This window comes from Dethiosulfovibrio russensis (assembly GCF_021568855.1).
Classification (GTDB): Bacteria; Synergistota; Synergistia; order Synergistales; family Dethiosulfovibrionaceae; genus Dethiosulfovibrio; species Dethiosulfovibrio russensis.
This window is the reverse complement of record NZ_JAKGUG010000011.1, coordinates 66,945-79,529: the sequence shown is the minus strand read 5'-3', so window position 1 is coordinate 79,529 and position 12,585 is coordinate 66,945. Positions and strand designations below refer to the sequence as shown.

At 56.3% G+C, this 12,585-nt stretch carries 13 protein-coding genes; 6 read left to right on the top strand and 7 right to left on the bottom strand.

Annotation, left to right across the window (positions count from 1 at the left end; all coding sequences use genetic code 11):
* Nucleotides 1–38: 38 nt before the first annotated feature.
* From L2W48_RS11355 to cbiM, 5 genes are all read right to left on the bottom strand, one after another.
* On the bottom strand, nucleotides 39–2,075 hold the full coding sequence (locus L2W48_RS11355) for a methyl-accepting chemotaxis protein (RefSeq protein WP_236099189.1): 2,037 nt from the start codon (nucleotides 2,073–2,075) through the stop codon (nucleotides 39–41).
* A gap of 65 nt (nucleotides 2,076–2,140) precedes the next feature.
* Nucleotides 2,141–2,791: an energy-coupling factor ABC transporter ATP-binding protein gene (locus L2W48_RS11350; protein ID WP_236099188.1), complete on the bottom strand. Its 651-nt coding sequence runs from the start codon at nucleotides 2,789–2,791 to the stop codon at nucleotides 2,141–2,143.
* Complete coding sequence (cbiQ, locus tag L2W48_RS11345; protein ID WP_236099187.1) at nucleotides 2,788–3,507, bottom strand: cobalt ECF transporter T component CbiQ; 720 nt, start codon at nucleotides 3,505–3,507, stop codon at nucleotides 2,788–2,790. Before cbiQ ends, L2W48_RS11350 begins: the two co-directional genes overlap by 4 nt.
* Nucleotides 3,500–4,048, bottom strand: coding sequence for a NikL family nickel/cobalt ECF transporter subunit (locus L2W48_RS11340; RefSeq protein ID WP_236099186.1), 549 nt, complete (start codon nucleotides 4,046–4,048; stop codon nucleotides 3,500–3,502). The genes cbiQ and L2W48_RS11340 overlap by 8 nt, the downstream gene beginning before the upstream one ends.
* Entirely contained in the window at nucleotides 4,045–4,662 is a 618-nt protein-coding gene (cbiM, locus tag L2W48_RS11335; protein WP_236099185.1) for a cobalt transporter CbiM, read from the bottom strand. Before cbiM ends, L2W48_RS11340 begins: the two co-directional genes overlap by 4 nt.
* Before the next feature lie 374 nt (nucleotides 4,663–5,036).
* Between cbiM and L2W48_RS11330 the strand changes: the two genes are divergently transcribed.
* The 4 genes from L2W48_RS11330 to L2W48_RS11315 all read left to right on the top strand — a co-directional run bounded on the left by L2W48_RS11330 (nucleotide 5,037) and on the right by L2W48_RS11315 (nucleotide 9,790).
* Entirely contained in the window at nucleotides 5,037–5,828 is a 792-nt protein-coding gene (locus tag L2W48_RS11330) for a sulfide-dependent adenosine diphosphate thiazole synthase (protein ID WP_236099184.1), read from the top strand.
* Between the two features lie 77 nt (nucleotides 5,829–5,905).
* Entirely contained in the window at nucleotides 5,906–6,997 is a 1,092-nt protein-coding gene (locus tag L2W48_RS11325) for a 2,3-butanediol dehydrogenase (protein WP_236099183.1), read from the top strand.
* A 185-nt stretch (nucleotides 6,998–7,182) separates the two neighbouring features.
* Nucleotides 7,183–8,601: a YfcC family protein gene (locus L2W48_RS11320; RefSeq protein ID WP_236099182.1), complete on the top strand. Its 1,419-nt coding sequence runs from the start codon at nucleotides 7,183–7,185 to the stop codon at nucleotides 8,599–8,601.
* Between the two features lie 13 nt (nucleotides 8,602–8,614).
* Nucleotides 8,615–9,790, top strand: a complete 1,176-nt coding sequence (locus L2W48_RS11315) for an amidohydrolase (protein ID WP_236099260.1) — start codon at nucleotides 8,615–8,617, stop codon at nucleotides 9,788–9,790.
* Between the two features lie 51 nt (nucleotides 9,791–9,841).
* On the opposite strand, the gene L2W48_RS11310 is transcribed toward L2W48_RS11315, so the two are convergent.
* Both L2W48_RS11310 and L2W48_RS11305 read right to left on the bottom strand, forming a co-directional pair.
* On the bottom strand, nucleotides 9,842–10,252 hold the full coding sequence (locus L2W48_RS11310; protein ID WP_236099181.1) for a pyridoxamine 5'-phosphate oxidase family protein: 411 nt from the start codon (nucleotides 10,250–10,252) through the stop codon (nucleotides 9,842–9,844).
* Between the two features lie 16 nt (nucleotides 10,253–10,268).
* Nucleotides 10,269–10,874: a hypothetical protein gene (locus tag L2W48_RS11305; RefSeq protein WP_236114947.1), complete on the bottom strand. Its 606-nt coding sequence runs from the start codon at nucleotides 10,872–10,874 to the stop codon at nucleotides 10,269–10,271.
* 154 nt (nucleotides 10,875–11,028) lie between these two features.
* On the opposite strand from L2W48_RS11305, the gene L2W48_RS11300 reads away from it, so the two are divergent.
* Nucleotides 11,029–12,063: a M48 family metallopeptidase gene (locus L2W48_RS11300; RefSeq protein ID WP_236099179.1), complete on the top strand. Its 1,035-nt coding sequence runs from the start codon at nucleotides 11,029–11,031 to the stop codon at nucleotides 12,061–12,063.
* 38 nt (nucleotides 12,064–12,101) lie between these two features.
* Entirely contained in the window at nucleotides 12,102–12,548 is a 447-nt protein-coding gene (locus L2W48_RS11295; protein ID WP_236099178.1) for a YbjN domain-containing protein, read from the top strand.
* Nucleotides 12,549–12,585: the final 37 nt, after the last annotated feature.

Genomic DNA, 12,585 nt, shown 5'->3' with positions numbered 1-12,585 from the left:
GGCGGCCGGATCCCCCGGCCGCCTTCTTGGCATGTGTCTTATCTTTTCAGAGGGGTTATTCCCGATTTTGCCGTCCTGAACCTCTTCAGCTCTTCGTCTATGGACCGAGCCAGTCCAGCCAGTCTCTCCGCCTCCTGGGCCACTCCGTCGGAGGCCTTAGCGGTCTCGACGGTGGAGGTCTTGATGGATTCCACCTTCTGGGCCATCTCCACGGTGGACTTGGACGCCTGATCGACGGCTCCGGCCATCTCGTTGGACGATGCCGCCTGCTCCTCCGAGGTGGCGGCGATGTTCTGCATGGCCACGTTTACCCTCTTTATGCTCTCCAGGGTCTCGTCCAGTCCCTTTCTGGCCTCGGAGGCTCTGGCTACGGTGTCCTTCATCACCTCGGCTGTCTCCCTGGTGACCGATATGGACTCGCCCGTCTGTTTCTGAAGATCCCCTATAAGGGAGTCTATCTTTCCAGCGGCTTTGGCCGATTCCTCCGCCAGCTTTCGGACCTCCTCTGCCACCACGGCGAAGCCCCTTCCTGCCTCTCCCGCTCTGGCTGCCTCTATGGCGGCGTTCAGGGCCAGCAGATTGGTCTGATCCGCTATGGAGTTTATGGTCTCTATGAAGCCCGTTATCTGATGGACCGACTCGCCCAGGGCGTTCATTCTGGCTATGGTGTCGTCGGACTTACGTCCCACCGACTCCACTCCATCTATGACTACCTCTACCAGTCCAGCCGCCTTCTCCGACGTCTCAGTGGCCGACTCGGTCGCCTCGGTTCCCTCCGTCGCCGATTCCGCCGCAAGATGGGCGCTTGAGGACACCTCCTCGACCCCTGCGTTGGTCTCCTCAAGCGAGGCGGCGTTCGTCTCGGCCAGAACGGCTATCTCCTCGACAGCCCGCTTCGCCTCGTCCATGGAGGCGTTGGCCTGTTCGCTTATGGCGGCCAGTCCGGAGGAGCTTTGGTTTATGCTGTCCGCCTCGGAGGTTATCTTGCCTATGGTAGAGCGGATGTTCTCCACCATGTCCGCCAGGGCCGATATCATGTTCCCAAGCTCGTCTTTGGCGTCGTAGCCTATGGATCGGAGGTCCACCGTGAGATCCCGTTCCTTCATCAGCCTGGCCATGTCGGACACCTTCTTGAGAGGCGAGGCTATGCCCCTGTATGTTAAGATCACCACGGCCAAGGTCAGTATCAGGGCTATCACGGATATTACGATCAAAGGCAAGGTCAGAGAGTGCACCAGAGCCGCTATGGCGCTGACCGGGTAGAGTATCGCCAGAGACACCCCCCATTTCGTCGGGGTGTAGAACGCAGTGTGGCTTCCGTTCAGGTTTACCTCCATGAAGCCCGATTTGCCGTCGGTCATCTTTCCGCCCAGTTCCGCCATGTCCGCCTCGGGTTTTTCCGAGAGCTTTCTGGTCATGACGTCCTCCTCGATCGGTCCCGCTATGACCATCCCTTCGGTGCTGAGCAGCATTCCCTTGCCCTGTCCCAGTATGGTCAGCTTTTTGGTGAACTCTACCAGGTGGCCTATGCCGACGTCGGCTCCGACACATCCCACCAGCTTTCCGTCAGAGTCGTAAACCAGCTTGCTGAGCGATATGACCGGTTTCTTGGTGGTAACGTCGATATAGGGCTCGGTAAGGGCCACCTTGCCTTTGCCGATCTCGGCCGCCGCTACGTACCAGCTTCTCTTTCTGGCGTCGAAGCCCTCCGGCGGCACCAGCCTGTGACTGGTGGCGAAGTCTCCGTTGCTTGCGAAGCCGAAGTAGATATCCTGAAAGCCCCATTTCTCGTTGACCTTGAGGGACTCGACCATCAGATCCTGCATCTGGACGAACTCCCTCTTGTTCTCCCTCCAGGCCTGATCGACGGCCAACACCGTGTTGTCGATTATCCCGGCCAGCATGTCGAAGTGCTGACTCACGGTTTCGGCCGCCCCCTTTACCGTCTCCGTCCCGGTCTCCATAACCTGGTTTTCCAGGATATCGTCGCCTTTCAAGAAGGTGGCGATCCCTATCCCCGACAGGGTCAGTACGAGGATCGTAAGCAACACGGCGAATCTGCGACCTATAGTCATATGAACGGACCTCCTGGGAAAAGATATATCGTAACCTTCCCTTATTATACCCCTATGGCATCGAGTTAGTGCTCCCGATAACTAGGATGGCCTATCTTGATCTCCGAGGAGGTCACCCTGCGGAGGAAGTCCGGTTCGTGAGAGGCTATCAGATAACCTCCGGAAAAATTCCTCAAGGCCGTTATCAGCCTCTCTACGGCGTCGTCGTCCAGCCCCGCCGAAGGTTCGTCCAGCAATATGAACGAAGGCGACATGGACAGCACCGTCGCCAGGGCCCCGAGCTTCTTCTGCCCTCCGGACAGGCTGTAGGGAGGTCGATCCGCCAGATCCTCTATTCCCAAGGCCAGGAGGGTCGAGAGGGACAGCTCCCCGGCTTCCTTTCGCTTTATACCCATGTTCATAGGCCCGAAGGCCACGTCCTCCAGGAGGGTGGGGCAGAACAGTTGGTCGTCCGGGTCCTGGAAGACCATTCCGACCTCTCTCCTCAACCGGCGCCAGTCCTCGTCGTCGGAGATCTCCTTTCCGTCCAGAGCTATATACCCCCTTTGGGGTTTCAGCAGTCCCATGGTAACCCTGAAGAGGGTGGTCTTGCCCGAGCCGTTGGGGCCGGTCAGGGCCAGTCTATCCTCGTCGGTAAGGGAAAGGGAGAGGTCCTTCAGCACCGGGGCTCCCTCTCTGTAGTGAAAGGAGAGATTCGTCAATTCAAGAGATCTCAAAATACCAGACACCCCCCGAAAAGGGCCACTATGCCTCCGAACCAAGCCAGGTCCGGAAGGGCCGCCCTGGACGGCTCGTGCACCGACGGGAAGGTGCCGTCGAAGCCCCTTAGGAGCAGTGCGTCGTTTACCCGGACGGATCGGTCGTAGCTCTTCACCAGCAAAGAGGCGACCATCGAAGCGGTGGTCCTCAGTCCTCTCGGGGTTATTCCCGGTCTGTAGCCTCTTAGGACTGCCGCCTCGTGGATGCGCCTGTTCTCGTCGGTTATGACGTGTATATATCGGGAGCAGAAGTGGAGCAATGTCACCAGCTTCGTTGACAGGCCAAGCTCTTTCAGGCCTCTCATCACCAGATGGGTTTGGCTGGTCCCCAACAGGGCCATCAGCACCAGCACCATGGCGGAGCTTTTGAGGGTTATGTTCCCCGCCAGATCGATGCCCTCCAACGACAGATCCAGTCCGACCAGCCTTACCGTCTCGCCTCCGGCGGTCAGAGGTAGGGTCAGCCACAGGGTTATCAGCAGTCCGTTTACGGCTCCCAGCCTTTTCAGGGTCTCCTTCGGCGACAGTCGTCCCAAAAACGCCAGAAAGACTCCGTAGCCCAGCAAAAGGGCCGAGCTGTGGATCTCTCTGGAGCAGGAGACCACGATGGCCACGGCGAAGGCGAGGAGAATCTTCCAGCGGGGGTCTATTCTCCCTAAAGGGGAATCAGACACGTTTCGATCTGCCCCACATAAAGGCCCCGACTATCCCGATTATGTAGCCTATGCCTCCCAATATCTTCGGCATGTCCGGTTTTGACTGAGCCCTCTCCATATCCATGACCATCTTCTTCACCGGCGATATCTCGGAGGCCACCGCCTTTTTTACGTCCTCCAGCGAAACGGCCGGAACGGATGTTTCGGCGGTCGTCTGGGCCTGTGGCTCCGTGGCTGTCGATGGCTCCGGAGCTCCCTCTCTGGCTATCTCCTCGTGGGCTACGTGTCCCATGCCTGCGTTTATGGTGACCTTGGCGGAAAGGACTCCCTTCGGTATGGTTATTGAAAAGGCCCCGTTCTCGTCGGTCTTGCCCTGTCCGATCTCCTCTCCGTTGGACTCCACCGTTACGGGGCTGCCAACGATCGGGTCTCCCGTGGAGAAGTAGGCCTCTCCCGTTATCGAATCGCCCTCGAAGGAGGAGAGCATACATACCTTGTGGGCCCAGGCCGGGGACACCAGAAGGACCATCAACGCCAAAGTAGCCGCTATCTTTTTCATAGAAGTTCACCCTGCTTTCTTCCGATCATGCCCGGTCGAACCTTGGCCAGGAAGAGCACCGCCATGGCACCTACGAAGCCCTCTATCAGGGCTACCGGGATATGAGCCCATACTATCAGTTTTGCCGCCGCCATGAAGCCCTCGCCGTTCAGTGCCAGCACTCCCGCCGTCATGAGGGCCGTCAGAATGACCCCTCCTGCGCTGCACAGAAAACCGCCCAGCAGCAGAGCCCATTTTCCTCTGGATACGAAGAGCATCCTGAACAGAGCCCCGAAGATCAGCCCTGGAAAGGCCATGTCCATAACGTTGACTCCCAGTACCGCCAACCCTCCGAACTGGAACAGCAGGGCCTGGAGGAACAGGGCCACCACGCAGGCCGGGAAGATCGCCCATCCAAGAATGGCCCCGGAAATGCCGTTCAACAGCAAATGCACGCTGGACGGACCCAGGGATACGTGTATGAGCGACGCTACGAATAGCCCCGCCGAGACGATTCCCGTGGCAGGTACGTCCTCCGCCTTCATGGACCTCAGTCCCTGGGCGGTGAAGCCCACCGTCAGGGCGGCTCCCGCAACCAGTATGGGAACGGACAGAACTCCTTCCGATATATGCATCTAGTCACCTCCGAAATTAGTTTGTTGAGTAAAACAAATCCACAAGAGAATACACCGCCGGGAGCCTTTTTGCAACGGTTTGGTGAAAACGTGCCACAGCTATGGACAAAGAAAATAAAGTGATTATACTGTTTCGTAAGAGAAACAGGGGAGCTCCTGAGTCTGGGGCTGAGAGTACGGGGGAACCCGTAGACCCTTCGAACCTGAGCGTGTGATCACGCTGTCGTCTCGTTCGACGACACCGGGTAATGCCGGCGCAGGAAGAAGAGTAATAGGATATCTCATCTCAGACGTCCACGTCGCCTCCTCTAGCTTGGGAGGCGACGTCTTTTTTCCTGTCTTTCCGAAAAAATCACTAAAAAGGAGAGGGTATCATGGAATTGGACGAGAGGGTTATTTCCAAGGCCATCGTAAGCCGTTTTTTCGAGAGGCTTACGGATCATCTGGAAAACGACGTGGTCATAGTTGGAGGTGGCCCGGCCGGCTTGGTGGCGGGGTACGTCTTGGCCGACGCGGGGGTAAAGGTATCCCTCTTCGACAGGCGGTTAAGCCTGGGGGGAGGTATGTGGGGCGGCGGCATGCTTTTCAACGAGATAGTAGTGCAGTCCGAAGGTGCGAGAATACTGGACGATCTGGGGGTCTCCCTCAGGGAGTTCGAACCGGGATACTACACCGCCGGGTCTGTGGAGGCCGTCTCCACCCTGATCTCCTCGGCCGTCAGGGCCGGGGTCACTGTGTTCAACGGTATGGTTGCGGAGGACGTGGTGATGAGAGAGGACCGGGTTATAGGGTTGGTGATCAACTGGTCCACAGTCGAGGCTTCCGGCCTTCTGGTCGATCCATTGGCTGTTAGAAGCGATTTCATCATCGACGCCACGGGACACGACTCCAACGTGACCTCTACCGTGGAGAAAAAGGTGCCGGGAAGGCTATTGACGGAAACCGGCAAGGTGGAGGGAGAGAAGTCTCTTTGGTGCGAGAGGGCGGAAAAACTGACCGTGGATAACACAAAAGAGGTCTACCCCGGTCTGTTCGTCGCGGGAATGAGCGCCAACGCCGTTTTTGGAGGTCCCCGAATGGGACCGATCTTCGGGGGAATGCTTCTTTCCGGCGAAAAGGTTGCTAAGGAGATCCTCCTCAGATTGAACGGTAAAAAGGCTTCCTGATCCCCTTGACTTTTATAGTGAAAGTGGTAACGTGCGTCCCATAAATACTGTATAAAGAATACAAGGGGGACGAGAGAATGAAGGCAGCCATGTGGTATGGAAGAAACGACGTCAGAGTCGTCGAGACGAAGGAGCCGGTGGCGGCTCCCGGCACGGTCAAGGTCAAGGTGAAATGGTGTGGAATCTGCGGTTCGGACCTGCACGAATACCTGGGCGGTCCCATATTCATACCTGCGGAACAGCCCCATCCTCTCAGCGGTGAGAAGGCCCCGGTCATATTGGGACACGAGTTCTCCGGGGAGGTCGTAGAGGTAGGCCAGGGGGTCACCAAGGTATCGGTAGGCGACAGGGTAGTGGTGGAGCCCATGAGGGTATGTTCCCCTGCGGCCAAGGACGATATGTGTCCCGCCTGTAGGGAGGGCAAGTACAACCTCTGCTCCAGACTCGGTTTCCACGGTCTGTGCGGCGGAGGGGGCGGTTTTGCCGATTACACCGTCTTCTTCGAGGAGTTCGTCCACCCAATTCCGGACTCCCTTTCCTACGAGGACGCCGCTTTGGTCGAGCCTATGGCAGTGGCCCTTCATTCTCTGGTCCAGGGTGACTTCAAAATAGGACAGACCGCTCTGGTCCTCGGTGCCGGCCCTATCGGTCTTTGCACCATAGAGATGCTAAAGGCCGCCGGGGCGAAAAAAATCTTCGTGATGCAGAGAAAGTCCATACGCCAGGAGTATGCCTTGAAGCACGGTGCCGACAGGGTGTTGGACCCCAACGAGTGCGACGTTGCCGAGGAAATCCGTTCCCTCACCGGAGGGATCGGCGTCGACGTGGCTTTCGAGACCACCGGGGCCGAACAAGGGTTGAAGCTTGCGTTGGATTCCGTTCATTATGCCGGAACCGTGGTGGTGACCAGCATATGGGAAAAGCCGATCTCCTTTGATCCCAATTCGATCGTGCTGACCGAGAAGAAGCTGGTCGGAACCATAGTCTACCAGCATCAGTTTCCGGCGGTGATAAGGCTTCTGTCGGACGGAAGGATCGATACCACCGGGCTTATAACCAAGAAGATAGGCCTGGACGACATCGTGGACGAGGGATTCGGAGCTCTTACCGGACCGGAGAAGAAGAAGCACGTCAAGATAATGGTCACTCCCGACGAAGATCTCCTCTGATTTCAGAATCGCACTTATCGAAAGGGCGAACGGCCTTTCTCGGATTTTTCCGGGGAGGCCGTTTTTTCGTCGTTCCTGTGGTATTATCCCTTGTGTGATCGATTTAGCGAAACGCCTCTTGACCTCGTAGTCGATTTAGCGTGAAAGAGAGGTCGGGTCTCGAATAAACTCAAGGAGGTAGTCGTATGTCGTCTCAAAGCAACAACGCCGCAAGTAATCCGAAGAAAAGGAAGCTGTCGGTACCGCACGTCTACGTGCTGCTGGTCTCTCTGACCATACTGGCGGCGGTGGGTAGCTGGATCCTCCCGGCAGGGGAGTTCACCAGGGAGATGAACGAGACCATCCACAGGACCGTAGTCGTCCCCGGGTCGTTCAAGGAGATAGCCTCCACCCCGGTAGGTCCGTTTCAGACCTTCATAGCCATACAGAAGGGGCTGGTCGACGCCGCCGAGGTGTTCTTCTTCGTCTTTCTGGCCTACGCTTCTTGGTTCGTCGTTCTGGAGACCAAGGCCCTAAACGCCTTCATAGGGTGGATGCTCCGTCTGTTCAAGGGCAAGAGCGACTATATATTAGTGGCTTTCGTCTACATCTTCGGCATGGCGGCCTCCGTGTTCGGCATGTTCGAGGAGACCTTCGGCTTCCTTCCCCTTTTCGTAGGGATGTCCATAGCGATGGGATACGACGCCATAGTAGGATTGGCCACCATCGGCATGGCCGTGGGGATAGGCTACACAGCGGCGGTGATGAACCCCTTCACCGTCATTCTGGCACAGAACTTCGCAGGCATACCTCTGCTGTCCGGATGGGCCTTCCGTCTGGTCACATGGTTCGTCATGGAGACTTTGGTGTGTTGGTGGATACTCCGTTACGCCAGGAAGATCAAGAAAGACCCCGCTAAAAGCTACATGGTCGGCATAGATATGGGGGATCTACAGCTGGATCACGACGAACTGGTAAAAACTCCCTTCACCGCCAGGACCAGGGCGGTGTGCGGCGTCGTGGTGGCGTCGATCGTCGTACTGATCTGGGGGGTGACTCAGAAGGGGTGGTACTTCAACGAGCTGGCCGGGCTCTTCATAGTTATGGGGATCCTTTCCGGCCTTATAGGCGGCTTCAACCCGAACAGGCTGGCCGACGTCTACGTCAAGGGACTCAGGGACATCGTTTTCGGATGTATGATAATCGGCCTCTCCAGAGGAGTTTTGGTGGTCATGAGAGAGGGGCACATCGTGGACACGGTGGTTTACTACCTCTCCCTTCCCCTTCAGGATCTGCCCCGATGGCTGGCCGCCGAGGGGATGCTGGCGGTTCAGAACGTGATAAACTTTTTGATTCCCTCTGGAAGCGGCCAGGCTGTGGTAACCATGCCAATAATGGCTCCCCTCTCGGACGTTCTGGGGATCAGCCGTCAGGTGGCGGTTCTGGCCTTCCAGTTCGGCGACGGGCTTTCCAACCTGCTCTGGCCGACGGCGCTCATCCCTATCATGTGCGCCATAGCCCACGTTCCGCTGGAGAAGTGGTATCGATTCTTTCTGCCCTTCTTTCTGATCGCAGTGGCCTTTCAGGGCTTTTTCATAGCTGCCGCAGTGGCCTTGGGGGTATGATGCTGTGTCTTTAATGGACTATGGGCAGGCCTGTTTCAGGCTGGACGAAGGAGTAGAGAGGTTTCTAGGCGAAGCCGTGGCTCTGTCGGACTGGATGGCAGCCAACCCGGAGCTTTCCGGAGAGGAGTTCGAGGCTACCGATAGGATAGTCGCCCTTCTGTCTCGAGAGGGCTTCTCTGTGGAGCGACCTTACGGCGGTCTGTCCACGGCGTTCAAGGCCTCCAGAGGGAACGAGGACGGTCCGAAGGTTGCGATAATGGTCGAGTGCGATGCTCTTCCCGGTCTGGGACACGGCTGCGGCCACTGCGTTCACGGATCCATGTCGGTCCTGGCCGGTCTGGCTCTGTCGGAGATCGTGGAATCTCTGGGAGGGGCGGTGCACGTTGTGGGGACCCCGGCGGAGGAGACCGACGGCGCTAAGTGCTCCATGTCTAAGGCCGGGCTGTTCGACGGCTACGATCTGGCCCTGATGATCCACTCTTCCGGAGGAATCAACACCACCGCCTTCCGTTCACTGGCTATGGACGGATACCGTTTCACCTTTACGGGAAAAGCCTCTCACGCCGCAGGTGCTCCCTGGGAAGGCAAAAACGCCCTCAACGGGGTTCAGCTCATGTTCCACGCGGTGGATATGCTCAGGCAACATTCCATACCGGAGGCCAGGATTCACGGAGTAGTCGACGACGGAGGCGAGGCGCCGAACATAGTTCCGGACAGGGCCGTCTGCCGCTTCGAGTTCAGGGCTCCGGAGCGGATCTATCTCGACGGGCTGACCTCCCGCTGCATGGATTGCGCCAGAGGGGCCGCTTTGGCCACGGGAACGGAGGTTTCCTGGGAAACGTTCGAGTCCAGCTTCGACGACATGGTTCCCAATCCTCCGGGAGAGGCCATGATAGGAGAGATATACGACGAGCTTGGCGTTTCCTTCGATCCTCCTGCGGCCCCTACCGGATCCACCGACGTCGGCAACGTCTCCCGCAGGTGCCCGACCCTTCAGCCTCTGCTCGCCATAACGCCGGAGCGGTATGCCCTCCATACGGTGGATTTCGCCGACTCGGTGACAAAGGCCGAGGCCCACCAAGCCCTGGCCCTGGGAGCCAGGGTCATAGGAAGAGCGGTCGTGAAAACCCTTCTGGACAGGGGGCTAGCAATCTCCATGAAGGGTGTCGTTCCCGAAAAAGGCGTTTAAAACCGTAGCCCCCGACCGTTTACGGTCGGGGGCTTTTATGTCGGAGCTTTTTCAGACTGAGACAGTCTCGAAGATCTCGTCTATGTAGATCGTGGCCTCTTTGGCCTCGAACTTCAGGACGCAGTATTCCGGGTCGTCCTCTCCCTTGGGGAAGTGCTCTATGAACCAGTCCTGCCACAGGTCGTGCTTTATCTCCTTGTCGGAGATCACCGATATGTTTCCGACAAGCGTCAGGCTGTCTCCTCCGGAGTAGGTGCAGACGCTGGCTTTCGGGTTTTTTAGAAAATGGGCGGTTTTCTTGGAGTGAGTTCCTGTGGCCATCCAGATCGTCTTTATCCCCTCCGATTTTACGTTGGCCATGGCGCAGATGCGGGGAAAGCCGTCCTCGTTGACGGAGGCCAAGGTGACCACCTCCGATTTAGCCATCAGATTTTCCGCCAGATTCACTATATTTTTCTTCATACTTTCTTCCTCCTTATCAGTCGTTGTGGCCTGGGATCCATGAGGATAGCTCTCCCGTTTTGTTTTCCCTCAGCCAGGATTTCAGATCCGAGGGAGTCCTGACCCCTCCCTTCATGACCGCTCGGTAGAGATCTATGGAGGGACATTCTATCTCCGGGTCCATCCGTCTGTGCCACTTTAGATACAGAATGGCCTCTCTGGTCTCGTCGGTCAAGGCCTCTATCATGGGTTTTACGAAGTGTTCGCTTCTGGGAAGAGGGTAATCCTCCGGTGCCGACCACATGTCCACCTTCCAGGGAATTCCGTCTTTGACTATCGACAGCTTCCAATAGAGGGCTCCGTCCGGCCCTTCCAGGTGGTTTTGAAAGGAGCATCCCTTGACGAGGTCGCTTTTCTTGCCGCAAAGGCGGGAAAAGACCTCGAATCCGTCCTCGATTTTAAGGGTGGGACAGTAGATCTCCATGTCTATGTCGCAATCGAGCACCAGATCGTAAGCCACGGCTCCGACCAGAACGGGCCTGCCGTATTTTCCCCAAATATCCAGGAGTTCCAGGGTGGAGAGAATATCAAGGGCCTCTCTTCGTTTTGATTTTGATTCCGCCATGATTTGTTCGATATCCATTTTTTCCTCCCTCGCTCGTCGGCTTTATATTACGTGGCTAATGCAATATATCATACTATGAAAAACATTTGCGTTCGTCCTGAGAGACTAGGCCAGAAGTTCTTTCTCTGATATCCTTTTATCGATTCAAGCGATGAATTCGGAGGATGATGTCATGAAGACGAAAAAAATAAATCTCAAAAAATGGTCCTTGTGGGTCCTTTCGAGTCTGGTTCTGCTGCTGACCGTAGAGGCTTCGGATGCAAAGGTTTCCAATGCGGCCATGGAGAGGGCCTGGGACAGACTGTCCAAGACCACCGGTTTCGAGGCCTCTCTTCATCTTGAGGACAAGGACGAGACCAACGCCTATATAACCATGGAGGACGGCAAGTACAAAATAGTGGTGTTCCAGGGTCTGTTGGACATCATGAACACGGAGGATCAGATCGCCGGGGTCATCGCCCACGAGATCGGTCACGGAATGCACGGTCACCTGGAATCGGGTCAGAAACGCAACGCTGGTATAGGCATTCTTGCCGCAGTGCTGAGCGAGCTTCTGGACAGCGACACGGGAGACATTGCCATAGGTATAGGAGCCACTCTGGCGGTTCAGGGGTACAGTAGAGAGCAGGAGGTGGAGGCCGACGACGCCGGAGTGGAATATTCGTATAAGGCGGGATACTCGGCCTGGTCACTTTACAACGCCATAAAAAGGATGGCCGACGATGGATTGGTGACCTCTCCCAGCGGCTTCAACTCACACCCTCCTACGGAGCGAAGGATGACCAGACTTGCCGCTCAGGCCAGACGCTGGGAGGAAAGCGGTATCATAAAAAAGAAAGCCGATTTGCCGAAAGCCTCTATTCCTCGCCCGAAAATTATCCAGGTGGAGGGGGTCGATCCAGATCGATCCGATCAGAGCGACGTTCTCTCGACCTATCCTATAGACGGGGGACTGAAAAACGTATTGGGGATAATACACAGAGAAGGGTATGCAAAGTATTCCTCCGGTAAATACGAAGAAGCGTTTAGCGCCTTTGCAAAAGGGTTGGATTTTTATAGCGGAAACTACCTTGCCGCCCTATGGGCAGCCAGATCGGCCTATAAAGCGGGAGACGAGGAGAAGGCCAGGCGATGGATAGAGAGGGCTCTTTCCATAAACGGACGGTACGAGCCAGCACTGAAGTTTCGCGATGAGTTTTTAGAATGATTTTTTAGCCCTGAGAGGGGCAGAAAGGTAGTGTGTTCATGAAGAAGTTTGTCTGTATGTTAGCTGTGGTTATCCTGTGTGTGTCGGCCTGTTCCGTCGCTTTTGCCGATTCGACGACCCTGGTGGAGAAGATGTCCGTGTGGGAACTTCGAGATTTTTTGGCCGATGAAGGTTATCGACCTGAGGTCGAAAACGATGAAACCTGTCAATTTAAACTGAATGGGCTCACGGTACAGGTATTTCTTTACGACGATGGTTCTTCCGTTCAATTCCACTGTGGATGGAGCGATACCGGCATGACCATGGGCGACGTCAATCGGTGGAACTCGGAATGGCGTCTGGCCAAGGCATACCTGGACGGCGACGGAGATCCTCATCTGGAGCTGGACATTGACCTGGACGGAGGAATTACGATGCAGCGACTCAGAAACTTCATGCAGAACTGCTCGTTTTTTCTCGATAAATTCGTCTCAAATATGGACTAAACTAAATAGAGACGGGGTGAACATCCCCGTCTCTATT